We start from the raw sequence: 17,698 nt of genomic DNA, 5'->3' as shown, positions 1-17,698 counted from the left end.
CATGATTTCAAAATTGGTCTAGACAATAATCCTGTTGATAGGTATTTTGGTCCAGCCACTACCGAAAAGAGGAATTCATGCCGTGACCCGAATGACAACAACAAACGATCCGACACGACGCCGCAACGTGCTCGGCCGTGCCTGCAAGGTTGCCGTGGGCGCACTGCTCGCCGCCTCCCTGAGCGGCACCAGCACACTGGCACTGGCTGACGAAGGCAGCTACCCCACCAAACCCATCCGCGTCATCGTGCCATTCAAGCCCGGTGGTCGAACCGACACCGTGGCCCGTCTGCTGGGAGAGAAGATTCAGGAAAAGGGCTGGTTGTCTCAACCCATGGTCGTTCTCAACGCCGATGGCGGCGCCGGTGCCAATGCCGTCAACCAGATGCGGCGCGGAGACGCCGATGGTCACACTGCCGTGCACTGGCACCACCAGCTACTGATCTCCATCGCCATGCAACTGGGTGATTTCACGCTCGACGATTTCAAGTCCGTGGGCTATACCGGCGGTGGCAGTCCCGTCTGGGTGGTACGGGAAGACTCCCCGTACAACACACTGCCAGAGCTGATAGACGCCCTGAAAGCCGAACCACGCAGCCTGGTCGAGGCTGTCGGCATCGGCACCATTCCACACTTCGTCGGGGCCATGCTGGCCAATGAAGCCGGTTTCGAGACACGGTATGTCACCGCCTCCAGCGGCGCTGACCGCCTGCGTCTCGTTCTCGGTGGTAACGCCGATATCTCACTGTTTGCCGCATCGGAATTCATTGGCCAGGGAGACGGCCTGAAGGCGCTGGTGTACTTTGGTCGCGAACGTCTGCCCGAACTGCCGGATGTCCCCACTGCCGGCGAATTGGGCCTTGACGTCAGCTGGGCCAACCCCAACTGGTGGCTGGTACCGGCAGACACGCCGGATGATGTCGTTGCCGAGTTGGCCGGAGCGCTGGAAAAAGCCATCGCCGATCCGGAAATCATCGAGTACTTCAAGGCCAACACTCTGGAAGCTTACTGGATGGATGGCGAATCGGCGATGGCCGATGCGCAGAAGACTCTCAAGGCATTGAAGCCGGTTGCGGACAGCATCAAGTAAATGCGTCTGCATCATGCCTGGGTGGATCTGGTTCTGGTGCTTGCCGTTCTGGCAGGCGCCGGCCTGCTGTTTCTCGGGGCCTCGTCACTACCACCGCCGCGCTTCGAGCCCATGGGCTCGGCAGCCTTGCCGAGAATTCTCGGCGGGCTGCTGGTTCTGTTCGCTCTGATCATTGCCATCAAGGCGATATTGCAACTGCGCAAGTCTGCCGACAATGGGGACAGCGCATCACCGACTGCCAATGCCACGGCCGACACGGAGACAGGCACCGAGCCGGAAAGCACGGAACCCGTTCTGACCGGACAACTGCGTGGCGCCGTTGTCTTCGCATCGCTGATTCTGTACATCGCAGCGCTGGATATTCTGCAATGGCCGTTCATTCCGGTCACCGCTGTATTCGTGAGCATCGTTGGTACAACACTGTCACAGCAGCGGCGACAGGCGCTGTGGAAGTTTGCCCTGTTCGGATTGTTGCTGGCCGCCTGCCTCTACCTGGTCATGACACGCTTCCTGTACGTCGATCTCGGCTGACCCCATGAACTGCCTTCGGACTCCAGAACATGCTTGACGCATTCATTACCCTGTTCCAGATCGACAACCTGCTGTTCCTGTTTCTCGGAACCGCTCTGGGAATCGTGGTCGGTGCCATACCGGGGTTGACCGCTTCGATGCTGATAGCATTGACACTGCCGTTGACCTTCCACATGGACTCGGTCAATGCCATCACGCTGCTGATCGGACAGTATGTCGGCGGCATCTCGGGCGGTCTGATCACGGCCATTCTGCTGCGCATGCCGGGCACGCCCGCATCCATCGTCACCACCTTCGACGGATACCCGATGGCTCAGAATGGTCAGCCGCAGCGTGCACTGGCGCTGGGGATCATGGCCTCGGTTGTCGGCGGTATCATCTCCTGGATATTCCTGGCCGGCATGTCGCCGACCCTGGCAAGGTTCGCCTTGCAGTTTGGTCCCTGGGAATACTTTTCCCTGGTCATGATGGCATTGGTGATGCTGGCCTCGCTGACCCAGGGCTCGCTCGTGAAAGGCCTGATGGCGGCAACACTGGGGATGGCCTTTGCCTTGCCGGGTATCGACAATTCCATCGGCCGCGCACGATTGACTTTCGACATGGATGCGCTGCTGTCCGGCTTCGGCCTGTTGCCGGTATTGATCGGTGCCTTTGCCATCAGCCAGATTCTGCGCGAGTCGGCAGCTCCCATCAAGACATCCGCCCCCATCAATCTGCCGAAGCAGAAACTGCCCGTGCAGGCCAGGGATCTGTTGACCTTCGGCCCCAACATGCTGCGCTCTTCAGTCATCGGCACCTGGATAGGTCTGCTACCGGGTATCGGCGCCAATATCGCAGCACTGGTGTCCTATACCACTACCCGGCAACTCTCGCGAACACCGGAGAAGTTCGGTAGCGGCCACGAGCCGGGGGTGGTTGCCGGCGAAACCGCCAACAATGCGTCCATCGGCGGCGCCCTCATACCGCTGATCACCATGGGCATACCCGGCAGCGTTACCGAGGCCATCCTGATCGGCGCCCTGACCATACACAGTCTGCAACCCGGCCCTCTGTTGTTCCAGAATGCGCCCGAGGTGGCCTACGGCATCATCGCTGCCTACCTGGTGGCCAACATCATCATGCTGATTCTGATGTGGAACGCCGTACGCTACATCGCTGCCATATCCCAGATACCGCGCGCCTGGCTGCTAAGTACCATCCTCGTGTTCTGCGTTGTCGGCTCCTATGCCGTCAACAACAACTTCACCGACGTCTGGGTCATGGTCGCCTTCGGCATCATCGGACTGGGTCTGGAGATCGCCCGGGTACCGCTCGGCCCGTTTGTCATCGGCTTCGTCCTCAGTCCCATTGCCGAAGAACAGTTGCGCGGCTCGCTGATGATGTCCGACGGCAATGTCGCGGAGATTCTTACACGTCCCTATGCCATGACCTTTCTGCTGGTCGCTCTTCTGACTCTGTTGTGGCCGATAATCATGAGCCAGGTGGCCCGTCGCCGCCACCACAAGCATCAGGGAGCCAACGCATGAAGCCCATCTCCAGCAATGTGCTCGACAAGGCCGAACCGGACGAACGACGCTATGTACAGATCGCCCGAGATCTTGCGCAACGCATCACTGACGGCGAGTTCGTTGCCGGCCAGCGCCTGCCGCCCGAGCGTGAACTGGCCTCGACACTCAGCGTCAGTCGAACCACGGTACGTGAAGCCGTCCTGGCGCTGGAGCTGATGGGTCTGGTGGAGATTCGTGTCGGCTCCGGTGTCTTCGTTCTGGGTGACAACGTCCGCCAGAATGCAACTGTCGCATCACCTGCCGCCGATGAGACCAGCCCATCCGAAATTCTCGAATCCCGCCGGCTCATCGAGGCACAGACAGCCTATCTGGCTGCCACCCGCGCCAGTGATGCCGAGATCGTGCAGATCGGCCGCTGTATCGAAACCATGGAATCCGCACTCGATGATGTACCGCGTTTCGACCGTGCCGATGCCGAGTTTCATCACCTGATTGCCAAGGCATCGGGCAACCGTCTGCTGGAACAGTTCGTCGGCCATCTGTGGCAGCAACGCAACACCACAATGTGGATTCGCTGGTATGACCAGACCCGCAGCACCGCCAACCGCCGCCGCTCCATCAGCGATCACCGCGTGATTCATCGCGCGCTGGAGAGACGACTGCCCGAAGCCGCATCCACGGCCATGCAAGGTCATATCGATGTGATGGAAGAGCGCTTCTTCGATCTGCAACTCTGATTACCTACTCCAACCCAGAATGACAACATGACAGACAACAACGAAAAACCCGATATCGTGGTCATCATGACCGATCAGCAGCGCTACGACACCATCAATGCGCTGGGCGCCCATCATGTCGACACGCCGAACCTGGATCGCCTCGCCAAACGGGGAGTCAATTTTTCCCAGTGTCATGTCACCGCGCCCAGCTGCGTTCCCTGCCGAGCCAGCCTGTTCACCGGCTATTACCCCCACAGCAACGGGGTACATGCCAATGGCCAGGCCTGGAACAAGACCTGGGTGTCACGCTTGCAGGAATCGGGCTATCAGACCGTGAACATCGGCAAGATGCACACCATTCCCTACGATGCACCGGCAGGCTTCGATGAACGCTACGTCGTGGAGAACAAGGACCGCTTTCTGGAAGGACGCTACTACTTCGATGAATGGGACAAGGCACTTGCCGCTCACGGGGTGAAGAAGCAGCAGCGTGAGGAATACCGCAAGCGGGATGACTACCGGGAACGCCTGGGTGCATTCCCTTGGGAACTACCGGAAGAACTGCATTCCGATGTCTTTGTCGGACGCATGACGCGCTGGTGGCTGCAGAGCAAGCCTGTGGAGAAGCCGCTGTTCATGGTCGTCGGATTCCCCGGCCCGCATCCGCCGTATGACCCGACGCCGGAGTACATCGAACGCTACATGGACCGCGACATTCCCCTGCCAGAGGTCACCGAAGAGGATCTCGCCAACCTGCCTCCCGTATTCACCGAGAAACGTCATCACGATGTTGAAGTCGATCATGATTCGGTGGCCTGGAGCCTTGAGCCAACCCGCGAACAGCTGCACCGCATGCGGGCATATTACTGTGCCAATGTCGAAATGATCGATCGTGAAGTGGGTCAGATTCTCGATACGCTCGAGGCACGTGGCAGACTGGACAACACCATCATCGTGTTCGCATCCGATCACGGGGATTGTCTCGGCGATCACGGCCTGAGCCAGAAGTGGGCGCCATATGATGAAGTGACGCGCGTACCACTGATCATCTCTGCTCCCGGGCGGTTCGCCGAAGGTCGCGATGTCGATGAGCTGGTCCAGCTGTTCGATCTTGGACCCACCATACTCGAATGGGCAGGTCTGACCCCGGATCCGAGTTTCGAGGCGGAATCACTGAATCCTGCCCTGGTCGGTGAAGAATTCGAAGGACGCAGCCATGTATTCTGTGAACAGGGCGGTGATGTCAACCTGACGGGTGCCGAGTACCTGACCATGGTGCGCTCTGCCACCCACAAACTGGTGCATTTCAAGGGCCTGAGTTGCGGTCAGCTGTTCGACCTGGTCAACGACCCGGGTGAAAAGCGCAATCTGTGGGACAAACCGGAAGCGGCGTCGAAGAAACAGGAGATGCTGGACGTGATGCGCGAGTGGCTGATCGACACCTCCGTGCGTACACGAGCAGCCCGACGCCGTGCCGTGGACACCGGTCCCATGAATCACCCGGGCATGCAGCTCGATACGCCCTGAACCGCGGGGGAGTCCGTTCTGTTCGGACTCCCCGCCGGCGGAACCTGGCCGACTTCAACGATTGCCACAACACCGGAATGAGCACTGCCCTCGGGACGGACTCACTCAGCACGATGCTCAAGCCGTCAATACCTACTCATATCGAATGACACCATCCGGCCCAGCCGGAGTTCGACTGGGCACAGGACGGAGATCTGTTCGCACACCCATCCAACAAGAAGAGGAAACACCATGCTGACAAGACGACGAATTCTTTCAACCGCGGGCGCTATCCTGGCAGCCTGTGCAATCGCAGCAGGTCCGGCCACCGCCATGGCGGATCCTCTGAAAGTGGGCTATCTGCAGTTCACCTCCTTCGGTCTGATCAATGTTGCCGAAGCGCAACAGTGGTTCGAGGAGGAAGGTGTCGACGTGGAGCTGGTACTGTTCGACAGCGGGCCGCCACTGCTTGAAGCCATGATCGGTGGCAGCATCGACATCGGCGCACTGGGTGGTGTTCCCACCTTGCGCACCGCCGCTCAACAGATCATGGACTTGCGCGTGCTGTCCGTGGTAGCCGATGTGTCGGGTCCCTCGAAAATCGTTTCGCAGAATGGTATCGACTCCATCGAGGAACTGCGTGGCAAGAAGGTCAGCATTCCCTGGGCCACCACACAGCATTACATCGTCGGCCAGGCTCTGGCACAGCACGGCATGACCACCGATGACGTCGATCTGGTGCAGATGGAAGTGCTCGATGCACAAGGTGCCTTCATCGCCGGTCGCATCGATGCCTTCGCGCCTGCACCTTCTGCACTGGACCGCGTACTGGAAGCCCGCAAGGATTCCAGGGTACTGTTTGCCACCAGTGACTTCACTGACCCCTTCTTCGTCTTCGACCTGTGGGCAGCCCCCGGCAAGATCATCGACGCAAGACTCGAGGACATCCAGAAGGTACTACGTGTTTTCCACGGCAAGTCGGTGCCCTACTTCACCTCCCCTGACACCGCCGAAGCCGCAGCCCTGGACCTGCAGAACTGGTTGAACAAGGTCGTCGGAGCCAACTTGACAGCAGAACAGGTACAGCAACAGATCGACGCCCTGACGTTTTTCAACGTGGATGAGGTCAAGCAGATCAATACGGATGGCACACTGGCCGACATGCTGAAGAAGCAATCCGAGTTTCTGCAGGAGGTGGGCATTCTGGATTCTCTGCCGGACTTCGATACTCTGCTGGACCCTCGGGTCATTGACGGTCTGTAGTTCGGTACTGGCGGAGTCCTGACCATGACAGAGCAAGTATTGGGCGGCACGGATCGTCTTTCCAGACGTGTAGCGGCCAGCCCCGCACAGATTGCCACCAGAGAACGCCGTCTCAAGGTGCTTGTCGGCACCATCAGTCTCGGCTCCGTGGCACTGCTGTACACTTTCATCTCCAATCTGCCCACTGCCAACGCCATACTGACACCGCCACCACAGCTCATTTTCTCGACCTTTGTGGAAAAGCTGTTGGACGGCACACTGTTGACCGCTACCTGGGCCAGTCTTCAACGGGTGCTGATCGGATATCTGATCGGTACCAGCCTTGCCATACTGCTGGGTACCTTGATGGGGTGGTTCAAGTATGTTGAATACGTGTTCGATCCGATTGTCGAGTGCCTGCGCCCCATCCCGCCACTGGCCTATATCCCGCTGGTCATCCTGTGGTTCGGCATAGGCGAGTTTTCCCGTATTTTCATCATCGTGGCGGCTTCTTTCCTCACCTGCATCGTCAATGCCTATTCAGGCATGAAGCAAGTGCCCAAAGTCTACGTGGAGGCCTCGCAGACATTGGGAGCCAGTCCCCTGACCGTGTTTCGTACCGTCGCATTGCCCTATTCGATTCCCTTCATCTTCGCAGGCATGCGCGTTGCCATGGCAGCTTCCTGGACAACCCTGGTAGCCGCAGAGTTGGTAGCGGCTCAATCGGGTCTGGGGTTCATGTTGCAGTCCGGCCGTCGCTTCTTCGACACCAGCCTGGTCATGACCGGCATCATCATGATCGGCATTCTGGCATTCTCGATGGACAGGATCTTTCGTAACATCCAACAGCGCATCGGCCAGTGGTCGGAGGTCCAGTAGACATGAATAACCCACCTCTGGGCATGCTTGCCATCGACCAGATCGGCATGGAGTTCGCTCTGGCGGACGATGAGCGCACCATCAATGTGCTCGACAACGTCTCCCTTGACATACCCAAGGGTCGCTTTGTCTCCATTGTCGGACACTCCGGTTGTGGCAAGTCAACCCTGCTGCGCATCATGGCAGGGCTGACACAACCGACGCTGGGAGAGGTTCGAGTTGATGGCAATGTGGTCGACGGCCCCCATGCCAGTCGCGGCATGGTGTTTCAGCAGGACGCCGTATTTCCCTGGCTGAGCGTCAGAGACAACATCGAATACGGCCTGAAGGTCCGCGGCGTGAAGAAGGCACAGAGAAAGATCGAATCCGATGCATGGATCAAGCTGGTGGGATTGGACGGCTGGGAAAACGCCTATCCCAGACAGCTGTCGGGCGGAATGCGCAAACGGGTGGACCTGGCGCGGGTCTATGCCAACAAGCCGGATGTCATGCTGATGGACGAACCCTTCGGAGCACTGGACGCGCAGACCAAGGCAACGATGCAGTCCGAATTGTTGTCATTGTGGCAGCAGGCTGGTTCGACTGTGGTGTTTGTCACCCATGACCTGGAAGAAGCCATATTTCTGTCCGACATGGTCATCGTGCTATCTCGCAACCCGGGCCGCATCAAACAGGTTCAGCACGTTGAACTCCCAAGGCCACGCACCGAAAAACTGAGAATGTCCGACGAATTTCTCGGTGAGAAGCGACGCCTGTTCGATGTTCTGAGCGAGACTTGAGGCCAAGTCGGTAATCCGGTCATTTGCCCGACAACCATGGTTTCAGAGCTTGCACCTCGCTATCTGATCGGCAAGATCTCCAGGCAATCCCGTTGACAACTTTCCCGGCGGTCGCTTGAAACTTCCACGGTTTGCCCCTTGCGGAAACAAACTGAACTGTTGCTCGGCCCCCGTCACTGCCGCTTGCAGTGGATCGAGCAGCAACGCGGGAACATCTTCACGGATGCCAGGCGCCAACCCGGCAATCGGCGCTCCGGCCAGTATCAGGACATCCGCGCAGCTGGCAACACGGACACACAACTCCGTCAATTGCGAAGCAAGGTCCTCTGCCACCGTTGCTATATCACCAAACGAGTCATCCGGATGGAAAACACCCGCGAAACGACTGCCAAGACCGCATCGGGTGACCTGTTCCGTATACCATGGAGCCAACAACGGGGAGAAAGTCACAAAGGCAAATCGTTCGCCCGCTGAGCAGGCCGCCAGCATGGAAGACTCACTCATGCCGGTAACAGGGCAATCGAACAACTCGCGAGCAGCGGAGAGTCCGGGGTCGCCGAATGCGGCGATAACAGCGGCATCGTAACTGCCAGCCCTTTCGGCAAGTATGGACAATACACCGGCTCCTGCCAGCTGGGCCTCCGCTCTTGACGAAATGTAGGGGAAGCCTTCACGCGCTGTACAGGTCACAAGCTCCGCCTCGGCCGAGAGCACCTGTCTTGCAGACGCTTCCAGACGCGACGTGAGAGCGACACTGGTATTGGGATTGAGCAACAGAAGCTTCATCAGTAGCCAAGCCTCTCGGGCAACCAGGTAACCACAGCGGGAAATACCATACACAGAACCAGCACAGCGTACATCGCGGCCATGAATGGCCAGCTTTGCCGCACCAGTTCACCCATGCGGACGCCGGTAATACCGCAAACCACAAACAGCACCACTCCCACCGGTGGCGTCAACATGCCAATCACCAGATTGAGTACAAATATGAAACCGAAATGCAGCGGATCGATGCCGTACTGCAAGGCAATGGGATGGAACAGGGGAACCAGCATGATATAAGCCGCATTCGATTCCAGAAACATGCCGACCACCAATAGCATGAGCGACACCAGGCACAGAAAAACAAATGGGCTGTCTGTGACTCCCTGCATCAATCCCGCCAGCCTCAATGGCAACAGATCGATCGTGAACAGAAAGGTTACTGTCGATGCAAAGGCTATCATTGCCCCAACCATGGCCGACGTGGATGCGGCAGTCAGAAGTACCTGAGGCAAGTCTGCAAGCTTCAGCTTGCGAGTGACAAAGAATCCCAGGAACAGTGCATAACAAACCCCGATCGCGGCCCCTTCTGTCGGAGTAAACGCACCGAACACGATGCCACCAATGACAATCACCGGCATCATGAATACCAGAAGCGATCGCCTCAGCTGTTTCACGATATTCTGCAATGTCACCTCTTCTCCCGCCAGCGGGTAGTCCCGGTACCAGGCAATCAACCAGCACAAGGCCATGAGCAGACAGAAGAGGATCAACCCGGGGACGACACCCGACATGAACATGCCCCCAACCGAAACACTCGATCCGGCCATGAAGGCGTAGACGATCATGGCACCGGATGGCGGGATGATGGGACCGAGGTTGGCCGCCGCCGCGACAATACCGGTGGAAAATCCCAGTCCATACTGCTTTTCGAGCGACGGCACCAAAGTCGATGACAAGGCAGAAGCATCGGCAACAGCTGCGCCGGATACCGACGCCAGGCCGGCGCCGGATATGATGGCTACTTGTGCCAGCCCCCCTCTGACGCGACCAATGAAGGCATTCGCAAGATCCACCAACCGTTCCATGATGCCGCCCTTGAGCATCAACTCACCTGCAACCATGAACAAGGGAATTGACATCAGAGGGAAGGAATTCACCGAATTCATGAGTCGCGGAGGCAACACCAGCAGGTCTATTCCCGATAACCACAGGCCGGCCAGAGCCGATACCCCGAGGGAAAACGCCAGGGGCATGCCCAGAAAGGCCAGTACCAGAAAACAGACGATGACGTACAGACTCATGATGTTGATACCCGTGGTGCGAATGTTCCCACCAACAAGTGAATCGCCGAATGCGCCGCGCCGATAATGACGGGGAAGAAAAAGACGCTGGATGTGATGTCGATGGAGCCCAGCCGCTCAGACCAGGTAGTCTGCGCCACGACAATGGAGCCACCAAAAACAACCAGCATCATCATCCCTGCCAACAGATTCATGAGCCGCTGAATCAAGTTATTGAGGTTTTCCGGCAAACGCTCCACCAGCAAACGAATGCCCACATGGCTGCCTTGACTGACACCTAATGGAATCGCGAGGAAAATTGCCCAGACAAATGCCAGTCTGGAAATTTCATCGGCCCAGTCGAATGATCCGTTGAAGGCATAGCGCATGACGACCTGAGCAGACACGACAACCACCATGATTGCCGTTGCTGTCATGACTGCCAGACGTGCACCGCTATCTGCGACCCCGAGACATCGGGAGATCAGAGTCATCGTCAATTGCTGCCTATTGAAGCAGGCTGGCAGACTCTGCATCGAGCAGTTCCACAAGGTCAGCATCCAGCCGGGCACGAGTCTCACTGGCGACATCAGCCGTCTGCTCACGCAGATCATGGGCCAGCTCTGGCGATACTTCAGTGTAGGTCATGCCGGCATCGGTCAGCTTCTCCAGAGCTTCGGCATCCTGCTGCTCAGCCATGGTTCGTTGATACTCGATTGCCGTGTTCATTGCAGCCGTGACCATGGATTGGGAATCTGCATCCAGTTGGTCGAACCACTTGCGGTTTGCCACCACGGAAATGAAGTCGAAAAAGTGACCCGTGTTGGATACGTATTTCTGCACTTCAGGATAGCCTGCCACGTTGATGATGGCGAAAGGGTTTTCCTGACCGTCTATCACACCTTGTTCCAGCGCAGAATACAATTCCTTGACGTCCATCGCCACCGGGTTGGCGCCAAGCGCCCGGAAGGTTGCAAGATGCGTCTCGTTCGGTTGCAGGCGAATCTTCAAGCCAGCAATATCATCGACCGTTTCAATGGGATGTTCGTTATTGGTCAGCTGCCTGAAGCCCAGCTCCATATACCCCAGTGAAGTCATTCCTTCAGCAGCCATCTTCTCGTCAAGAGCAACTCCAACGGGCCCGTCAACAACAGAAAATGCCTGCTCTCGACTCTCGAACTGAAAAGGCAAGCCGATGATCTCGAGCTCAGGCACTGTGCGTGTCAGGTAGGCAGTGCCCACCCACATCAGCTCGATGGCACCGATCTTGACCGCCTGCACATTTTCTGCAGCACCACCCAATTGCTGTGCGGGAAAGATATCGACTTCGAAAGCACCTTCCGATAGTGCTTCCAGTTCTTCTTCGAATTTCATCATCGCAATTGATGACGAATGTTCTGCCGCGAAATTCCCGGCAACACGGATTCTTTCAGCAGCCATCGATGATGTTGCGGACAATGCAAGTACGGATGATGCGACAACGGTAAGCAAGGATTTCATGGAAAATCTCCGAGGATGGTATTTCAGTTGAGAGGAACAGTCAGGTCGGTCAAACCGAACGCGGCACGACTTCTGGAACGAATGACCGAGGTGATTTCGGCCAGAGTGGTCATATGCTCTTCGATGGCAGAGGCCTTTGAACGAGACTGAAACAGTTCGAACAAGATGGCGCGCTCGGGAATTCGATGCAAGGCAATGATGAATGGATGCTGGAACTTCTTGCGATAGTCTTCATTGAGTTGCGACAGGCGGCTGGCTTCTTCTCCTGTCAACAGATGAAGTCCAAGACGACCTTGTTCACCAGTCGATGCAAGCGTCATGCGTCCAGTTGTCGCATCACGCCCGCCCAGCTCCGGATGCGCATTGAACAGGGCGAGTCGTTTCTCCGGAGTCGCATTCAGAATGATTTCCACCAGAGCGGCCGTCAAGGATTCATCCGATTGAAACGGCCTGGCGTCCAACGCCGCTTCAGCCACCCAGGCTGATCGCTCAACCAGTGCAGTCATTCGTCGAACCGCTTCAGTACGAGAAGCGCGATTCAGACTGGCAAGCTCAGGAGACATGATCGGGACACCTTCTGTGGCTGGGTACGATGCAGAGTCTGCCTCAGAAAAGCATTGCCATCCATAACATTATGAAGAACAATGCATTCTGAAAAACAGAATGGCTTACCATGCAGCTACACCTTGTTCCCAGAGGTCTGAACTATGTCGACGCCGTGGCCAAGCACGGGTCCATACAGGCCGCGTCGCGCGCCATAGGCATTTCCGCATCCGCTATCGATCGTCAGATCGTGCTACTCGAAGAGCGTTTCGGCGTACAGTTGTTTGATCGCCAGAGCACGGGCATGACACTATCCGCTGCGGGTGAAACACTGATAGTGCTGATCAGGCGCTGGCAGGCTGACGAGAACAGAATCTGGTCGGACATAAAACAGATGCAGGGTATCGATCTGGGTCACATCAGACTTGTCACTATGGACAGCCTGGTCAATGGTCCGATACCGCGTTTCCTCAGTACAGTTGCAGCACGCTATCCGAAGGTGCGGATCGATGTGGAGATCATGACGCCTGATGAGGCAGTGGCTGCACTGGACGCCGGCGAGGCGGACATCGCCCTGGCCTTCAACATGAAGCCGCAACGCGACATGCACCTTGTGTGGACCGCCGCACTGCCTCTGGTTTGCATTGTTGCAGCAGAACACCCGTTGGCCGCTCGCAAGACGGTGACCCTGAAGGACATACGCTCACAGGTGCTGGTGCTGCAAAGCCGATCATTGATCATCCGTCGGATTCTGGAAACGCAGCACGCCTGGATGTTCACCGAAGAACGACCGCCTGTGGTCACCAACTCGCTGCAACTGGTCAAACAGCTGGTGCTGGCGGGAAGCCACATCGCGCTCACCTCCCAGCTGGATGCAGCTCACGAGCTCAAGGAAGGATCACTGGTAGCCATAGCGGTATCCGACAAGAGCGTGTCTGCTCAGAGTATCAGCGTCGCCATCAGCACTCGCCGTACGCTGCCCAGAATCTGCCGTGTCGTATCGGAAACCCTGGGGGAGAACATTCAGACAAGTCTGGATGAGGTACTGGAGGCTGGCATGCAATAGCCGTCCATGGCTCTTGCGCCATACCGCCTTGCATTATTGCATCAGTGCGGATTCCACCGCCTTGCACACACTCAACAAGCGATCATCCTGGCCCACAGCTGCCGATACCAATACCCCGATTGGCAGGCCCTGTCCATCCTTGCCAATGGGCAGGCTGACACCAGGCGTTCCCAGATAGTTGCCCAGCATGGTATTTTTGAGTGTCAGCAGGTTGACCTGCCTGAAGTGCTCGTCATCGGCTTCCAGAGCAGCAATGGAGGGTGCCGTGATGACCGTCGTGGGAAACAACAGCAAGGTATCGCCCAGTGACTCTGCGGTTTGCTGTTGCAAGCGTTCTCTGGCCCACTGTAGCTGAATATAGTCTTGCGCCGTATAAGCGGATGCCGTCCCCATGCGCTCACGCACACGCTGATCCATCAATTCTGCCTCGGCACTGGCCAACAGGTTCTGATGCAAGGTTGCTGCCTCTGCGACCGTCAACGTACCGTGTTTCTGAAAAAGCTGGCTCACTTCATCGAATATGGGAAACGGCTCTCGTCGAATTCGTGCACCGGCGTTTTTCAGTCTCTTGACTGTCTCTTCGAAACACGCAAGAACATCATCCTCGATCTGATCGAACACGACGTTGTCGGGAACAAGGAACGAGAGTTCGGACAGCCTCGACTCACCGAGCTGCTCGACGACCTTCCCACGCATGACCGCATCCAGCATGATGATGTCGTCCATGTCATGGGCAAACAGACCCACAGAATCCAGGCTTCGTGACAGTGGAAAAATGCCCTCGGATGGATACCGGCTCTGGCTCGACTTGTAACCAGCGATACCACAGAAACTTGCAGGAACGCGCACCGATCCTGCCGTGTCCGTGCCCACGGCAATCGGCACCAGTCCGGCGGCAACAGCGACAGCTGAACCCGAAGACGAGCCACCGGGCGCACGCGCATCGTTGCTCGACGCTGGATTGACCGGTGTTCCATGATGCGGGTTAAGGCCCAGCCCCGAATAGGCGAATTCGGACAGATTGGTCTTGCCCAGTGATATCAGACCGTGTTGACGGCAGACGGCCACGATCGCTGCATCCTGCTGTGCCACATCTGCATGCACACGCGAGCCTGCCGTGGTGATGTCTCCTCTGGTATCAAACAGATCCTTCCAGGCCAGTGGAACTCCATCCCAGGGTCCCAGCGTCTGACCAAGGGCTCGGCGTTCATCGCTGGCGCGAGCTTCCGCCAACGCCTGCTCCTCGGTCACCGTGATGAAAATCGACTGATCGGCGCTGTCGCGTATCCGTAAAAGCAGTTCCGTGATCAGGTCAACGCATGTCATCTCACCGCTGTAGAGTAGACGTGCTACGTCACTGGCAGTCATCTTGAGTTCGCTATTCATTGTCCTGAAGCATTGATCATGATGGATTGTCGGGGAACGGAATCAATCTCGGTGTGGGGCCAAGCAAGCAACTATATACGGCAGTGAACAGACTCTGCCACCTTCGTAAACGTGGATATCCCCAGCAACTGGAACACTCTGCCGAAAACACGCCTGTGTGGAATACCGGTAATGTCGTTGCCACCTATCGCCCTCACCCTGCCAGGCGGTATTTCAACGCTCCTGCAGCGCAACGCGCACACCCAGTGCGCAATAGATGCTACCGACAAACTTGCCTTGCCAACGAGCGATGACGGGCGTGCGGCGCAGATAGCCACCCAGATGCCCGGCGCTGAAGGCAACACCGATATTGGTCATCAGCCCCATGAAGACGAACAGCAAGCCGAGTTGCGTCAGCTGTAACCAGACTGCGCCATTCTCCGGCTTCACGAACTGCGGAAGAAAGGCGAGAAAGAACATGGCTGACTTCGGGTTCAGGACTTCTGCCAGCACGGCCTGTCGATACGCCAGAGCTGCCGACAGCGATGGCCGCGAATTCGCCTGGGCAGGGTCGACCTTTTCCAGCATGGCCCGGACTCCCAGATACACGAGATAGACAGCCCCCAGGAACTTGACGACGGTGAAAAGCGTTGCGGAGGCGAGAACAACGGCCGAGATACCGACCACGGCCAGAACGGTGTGAATGACATCCCCGGTGGCTATCCCCAGGCCGGTTGCGATTCCAACCCGGGTGCCACCCGCCGTGGCACGCGCCAGTGTCAGAAGCACAGCCGGTCCCGGGATCAGCACAAAGCCCAGCAATATGGCCAGGTAGGTCAATAACGTCGTCTGATCGATCATGGATTTTCCTTGCTTGCTGGGCCACCCGTCAGGACTGAATTGCCCCGCTCCTCTCGGTGACCTTGTACCCTCCTGCCGATTCTGCCATCGTTGCCTGCGGGAAATCCAGTGCCTTGCATTCCCTCTTGCCATGACCGCTACCATCCGACATCGGCCTTGCGCATAATCGGGTAGTCTGGCGGCTGTCTCCTGATTCGAATGATCCCGGATGGTCGGTTTTCTGCAACACCCTTTCGCCAGCCCACGCATCGAACAGAGAGTTGCGGTCGAGGCGATCGATTTCGTCTATGCCAATCTGATTGATGTCAGCCGATTGCAGATATTCTTTCCGCTGATCGTTGTCATGCTCTACTGGTCGCTGCTGCCTCATGGCGTGATAGTCCTCTGGTGCATCGCCTCGATCGGTATATACGTCGCGCGCATTGCTCTGGCCCTGGCCTACCAGCGTCAGCCTGCGATTGATCGGTCACCTTATCGCTGGGGACACTATTTCACCGCCTCCTGTCTGGTTTCCGGATTGCTCTGGGGAATCTCCGGCTGGTTGTTCTTCATTCCCGGCGCGGAGAGTCAGCAGACCGTTCTGTATGTGCTGGTGGTGGGTACGGCGGCCGGTGCCATCATCATTTCTTCCTACTGGATGCCGGGCTACCTCGCCTACGCCATTCCGGCCATCAGCCTGCTGTCCCTCAACCTGTTCATTCGTGGAGATTTCGACGACGCCGTGCTCGGTGGCATGTTGATCCTGTATCTCGCCATGGTCATCGGGGTTGCTCGCAAGGTCAGGGAACAGGCCTACTCTGGCATCAAGCTGCGGTTCGACAATCTCGACCTGGTCGAACGATTACAGGAGCAGAAGCTGGAGGCCGAGCGCAGCAACCGGGCAAAGACCCAATTTCTGGCAGCAGCCAATCATGATCTGAGACAGCCAGTCCATGCCTTGTCCCTGCTGTCGTATTCGATCAAATCCGAACTCGGTTCGGAACGAGGCAAGTCGCTCTACCTGCATCTGAGCCAGGCCGTCGACAATCTGAACAGTCTGCTGTCATCCTTGCTCGATCTGTCCCAACTGGATGCGGGGGCGTTGAAGGTGCAGATCAGCGAATTTCCGATCGCCTCCATAGCAACCTCCATACAATCGGACTATCAGTCTCTGGCTGCAGAGAAAGATATCAAGTTCAAGGTCGTGGCCTGCCATGGTGGAATACGCACCGATTTCGTGCTGCTGCGTCGGCTGATCGGCAACCTGGTAAGCAATGCGATCAGACATACACATTCGGGCACGGTGATGGTTGCCTTTCGTCGCAGAGGGGAACAGATTCTGGTGCAAGTCTGGGATACCGGCATCGGCATACCGGAAAGCGAGCACCGGGAAATCTTCCGGGAGTTCTACCAATTGGGAAACCCTCAGCGCGATAGTGAGAAAGGTCTGGGATTGGGGCTGGCCATCTGCACGCGAATCGCCCAACTGCTCGGCACTTCATTGAATCTGCGTTCCCGGATGGGAAAGGGAACCGTGTTTTCCTTCGAACTGATATCGGCATCAGCAGACGGCAATCGACCGATAATCGAAGAAGACATCGATACCGCCATACTGCGCAACAAGATCGTACTGCTGATTGATGACGATGCCATCGGGCTGAACGCCTTGTCCAGTGTACTGACACAGAATGGCATGCAAGTCACACCCACGGGAACCAGCGAACGCGCCCTGGAACTGGTATTCGATGTCGGGTTGCGCCCCGACATCATCATCAGTGATTACCGGCTGGCACAGGCAAGCAACGGTATCGACCTGATTCATCAGCTTCGACAACATGCCGAACTGAATGACACCCCTGCCATACTGATCACTGGCGACACGGCGGTCGATGTATTGAGGCAATTGCGTGACAGTGGCATACCGGTCATCAACAAACCGGTTTCAGCCGACACGCTGCTTCCTCGCATCCATGACCTGCTCGTCACGGCGAGCAACCTCGCCGACGAGCGCCTCGGCCTGGAACATTGATTCCACCGCAGACCTGTTGACGCTCTCCGCTGGCATCCGGGCACGTTCCTCTTCCA

General features: G+C 57.3%; 17 protein-coding genes. 10 read left to right on the top strand and 7 right to left on the bottom strand.

Annotated elements, in window-relative coordinates:
- Window positions 1-91 precede the first annotated feature (91 nt).
- The 8 genes from ACUNV4_RS02300 to ACUNV4_RS02265 all read left to right on the top strand — a co-directional run bounded on the left by ACUNV4_RS02300 (window position 92) and on the right by ACUNV4_RS02265 (window position 8,254).
- The gene (locus ACUNV4_RS02300; protein WP_430876869.1) at window positions 92-1,090 is read left to right on the top strand and encodes a Bug family tripartite tricarboxylate transporter substrate binding protein; all 999 of its coding nucleotides are present in this window, start codon (window positions 92-94) and stop codon (window positions 1,088-1,090) included.
- A complete protein-coding gene (locus ACUNV4_RS02295) occupies window positions 1,091-1,621 on the top strand; it encodes a tripartite tricarboxylate transporter TctB family protein (protein ID WP_430876868.1) in 531 nt (176 codons plus the stop codon).
- A 29-nt stretch (window positions 1,622-1,650) separates the two neighbouring features.
- Window positions 1,651-3,147, top strand: coding sequence for a tripartite tricarboxylate transporter permease (locus ACUNV4_RS02290; RefSeq protein WP_430876867.1), 1,497 nt, complete (start codon window positions 1,651-1,653; stop codon window positions 3,145-3,147).
- The gene (locus tag ACUNV4_RS02285) at window positions 3,144-3,866 is read left to right on the top strand and encodes a FadR/GntR family transcriptional regulator (RefSeq protein WP_430876866.1); all 723 of its coding nucleotides are present in this window, start codon (window positions 3,144-3,146) and stop codon (window positions 3,864-3,866) included. Before ACUNV4_RS02290 ends, ACUNV4_RS02285 begins: the two co-directional genes overlap by 4 nt.
- A gap of 27 nt (window positions 3,867-3,893) precedes the next feature.
- Window positions 3,894-5,375 carry a sulfatase family protein gene (locus ACUNV4_RS02280; protein ID WP_430876865.1) on the top strand — a complete coding sequence of 494 codons (1,482 nt, stop codon included), beginning with the start codon at window positions 3,894-3,896 and terminating at the stop codon, window positions 5,373-5,375.
- A gap of 231 nt (window positions 5,376-5,606) precedes the next feature.
- Window positions 5,607-6,617: an ABC transporter substrate-binding protein gene (locus ACUNV4_RS02275; RefSeq protein ID WP_430876864.1), complete on the top strand. Its 1,011-nt coding sequence runs from the start codon at window positions 5,607-5,609 to the stop codon at window positions 6,615-6,617.
- A 24-nt stretch (window positions 6,618-6,641) separates the two neighbouring features.
- Entirely contained in the window at window positions 6,642-7,475 is an 834-nt protein-coding gene (locus ACUNV4_RS02270) for an ABC transporter permease (RefSeq protein ID WP_430876863.1), read from the top strand.
- Between the two features lie 2 nt (window positions 7,476-7,477).
- Window positions 7,478-8,254: an ABC transporter ATP-binding protein gene (locus ACUNV4_RS02265; protein WP_430876862.1), complete on the top strand. Its 777-nt coding sequence runs from the start codon at window positions 7,478-7,480 to the stop codon at window positions 8,252-8,254.
- A 42-nt stretch (window positions 8,255-8,296) separates the two neighbouring features.
- On the opposite strand, the gene ACUNV4_RS02260 is transcribed toward ACUNV4_RS02265, so the two are convergent.
- Genes ACUNV4_RS02260 through uraD form a run of 5 tightly spaced genes read right to left on the bottom strand, consistent with a single transcriptional unit; the run spans window position 8,297 to window position 12,362 of the window.
- Complete coding sequence (locus ACUNV4_RS02260; protein ID WP_430876861.1) at window positions 8,297-9,040, bottom strand: aspartate/glutamate racemase family protein; 744 nt, start codon at window positions 9,038-9,040, stop codon at window positions 8,297-8,299.
- Window positions 9,040-10,320 (bottom strand): TRAP transporter large permease, encoded by a 1,281-nt coding sequence (locus tag ACUNV4_RS02255; RefSeq protein ID WP_430876860.1) that lies wholly within the window; start codon window positions 10,318-10,320, stop codon window positions 9,040-9,042. The genes ACUNV4_RS02260 and ACUNV4_RS02255 overlap by 1 nt, the downstream gene beginning before the upstream one ends.
- Window positions 10,317-10,793 carry a TRAP transporter small permease gene (locus ACUNV4_RS02250; protein WP_430876859.1) on the bottom strand — a complete coding sequence of 159 codons (477 nt, stop codon included), beginning with the start codon at window positions 10,791-10,793 and terminating at the stop codon, window positions 10,317-10,319. Before ACUNV4_RS02250 ends, ACUNV4_RS02255 begins: the two co-directional genes overlap by 4 nt.
- 13 nt (window positions 10,794-10,806) lie before the next feature.
- The gene (locus ACUNV4_RS02245; RefSeq protein ID WP_430876858.1) at window positions 10,807-11,799 is read right to left on the bottom strand and encodes a TRAP transporter substrate-binding protein; all 993 of its coding nucleotides are present in this window, start codon (window positions 11,797-11,799) and stop codon (window positions 10,807-10,809) included.
- A 23-nt stretch (window positions 11,800-11,822) separates the two neighbouring features.
- Window positions 11,823-12,362 (bottom strand): 2-oxo-4-hydroxy-4-carboxy-5-ureidoimidazoline decarboxylase, encoded by a 540-nt coding sequence (gene uraD / locus ACUNV4_RS02240; RefSeq protein WP_430876857.1) that lies wholly within the window; start codon window positions 12,360-12,362, stop codon window positions 11,823-11,825.
- A 110-nt stretch (window positions 12,363-12,472) separates the two neighbouring features.
- On the opposite strand from uraD, the gene ACUNV4_RS02235 reads away from it, so the two are divergent.
- Window positions 12,473-13,408, top strand: a complete 936-nt coding sequence (locus tag ACUNV4_RS02235) for a LysR family transcriptional regulator (RefSeq protein WP_430876856.1) — start codon at window positions 12,473-12,475, stop codon at window positions 13,406-13,408.
- Window positions 13,409-13,441: 33 nt separating this feature from the next.
- On the opposite strand, the gene ACUNV4_RS02230 is transcribed toward ACUNV4_RS02235, so the two are convergent.
- Both ACUNV4_RS02230 and ACUNV4_RS02225 read right to left on the bottom strand, forming a co-directional pair.
- Window positions 13,442-14,794, bottom strand: coding sequence for an amidase (locus tag ACUNV4_RS02230; RefSeq protein ID WP_430876855.1), 1,353 nt, complete (start codon window positions 14,792-14,794; stop codon window positions 13,442-13,444).
- A gap of 213 nt (window positions 14,795-15,007) precedes the next feature.
- Entirely contained in the window at window positions 15,008-15,634 is a 627-nt protein-coding gene (locus ACUNV4_RS02225) for a LysE family translocator (protein WP_430876854.1), read from the bottom strand.
- A gap of 208 nt (window positions 15,635-15,842) precedes the next feature.
- Here ACUNV4_RS02225 and ACUNV4_RS02220 point away from each other — a divergent pair, with 208 nt between their 5' ends.
- Window positions 15,843-17,642, top strand: coding sequence for a sensor histidine kinase (locus ACUNV4_RS02220; RefSeq protein WP_430876853.1), 1,800 nt, complete (start codon window positions 15,843-15,845; stop codon window positions 17,640-17,642).
- Window positions 17,643-17,698: the final 56 nt, after the last annotated feature.

It is taken from the genome of Granulosicoccus sp. 3-233 (assembly GCF_052681095.1).
The sequence above is the reverse complement of the archived record's forward strand: the minus strand, read 5'-3'. Positions and strand labels throughout refer to the sequence as shown.

What these genes read in the sequence shown, in the direction of transcription:
- ACUNV4_RS02280 (WP_430876865.1), top strand. Translation starts at nt 3,894, where the DNA reads ATGACAGACAACAACGAAAAACCCGATATCGTGGTCATCATGACCGAT.
- ACUNV4_RS02225 (WP_430876854.1), bottom strand. Translation starts at nt 15,634, where the DNA reads ATGATCGATCAGACGACGTTATTGACCTACCTGGCCATATTGCTGGGC.
- ACUNV4_RS02260 (WP_430876861.1), bottom strand. Translation starts at nt 9,040, where the DNA reads ATGAAGCTTCTGTTGCTCAATCCCAATACCAGTGTCGCTCTCACGTCG.
- ACUNV4_RS02255 (WP_430876860.1), bottom strand. Translation starts at nt 10,320, where the DNA reads ATGAGTCTGTACGTCATCGTCTGTTTTCTGGTACTGGCCTTTCTGGGC.
- ACUNV4_RS02230 (WP_430876855.1), bottom strand. Translation starts at nt 14,794, where the DNA reads ATGAATAGCGAACTCAAGATGACTGCCAGTGACGTAGCACGTCTACTC.
- ACUNV4_RS02275 (WP_430876864.1), top strand. Translation starts at nt 5,607, where the DNA reads ATGCTGACAAGACGACGAATTCTTTCAACCGCGGGCGCTATCCTGGCA.
- ACUNV4_RS02265 (WP_430876862.1), top strand. Translation starts at nt 7,478, where the DNA reads ATGAATAACCCACCTCTGGGCATGCTTGCCATCGACCAGATCGGCATG.
- ACUNV4_RS02250 (WP_430876859.1), bottom strand. Translation starts at nt 10,793, where the DNA reads ATGACTCTGATCTCCCGATGTCTCGGGGTCGCAGATAGCGGTGCACGT.
- ACUNV4_RS02235 (WP_430876856.1), top strand. Translation starts at nt 12,473, where the DNA reads ATGCAGCTACACCTTGTTCCCAGAGGTCTGAACTATGTCGACGCCGTG.
- ACUNV4_RS02290 (WP_430876867.1), top strand. Translation starts at nt 1,651, where the DNA reads ATGCTTGACGCATTCATTACCCTGTTCCAGATCGACAACCTGCTGTTC.
- uraD (WP_430876857.1), bottom strand. Translation starts at nt 12,362, where the DNA reads ATGTCTCCTGAGCTTGCCAGTCTGAATCGCGCTTCTCGTACTGAAGCG.
- ACUNV4_RS02285 (WP_430876866.1), top strand. Translation starts at nt 3,144, where the DNA reads ATGAAGCCCATCTCCAGCAATGTGCTCGACAAGGCCGAACCGGACGAA.
- ACUNV4_RS02300 (WP_430876869.1), top strand. Translation starts at nt 92, where the DNA reads ATGACAACAACAAACGATCCGACACGACGCCGCAACGTGCTCGGCCGT.
- ACUNV4_RS02270 (WP_430876863.1), top strand. Translation starts at nt 6,642, where the DNA reads ATGACAGAGCAAGTATTGGGCGGCACGGATCGTCTTTCCAGACGTGTA.
- ACUNV4_RS02295 (WP_430876868.1), top strand. Translation starts at nt 1,091, where the DNA reads ATGCGTCTGCATCATGCCTGGGTGGATCTGGTTCTGGTGCTTGCCGTT.
- ACUNV4_RS02245 (WP_430876858.1), bottom strand. Translation starts at nt 11,799, where the DNA reads ATGAAATCCTTGCTTACCGTTGTCGCATCATCCGTACTTGCATTGTCC.
- ACUNV4_RS02220 (WP_430876853.1), top strand. Translation starts at nt 15,843, where the DNA reads ATGGTCGGTTTTCTGCAACACCCTTTCGCCAGCCCACGCATCGAACAG.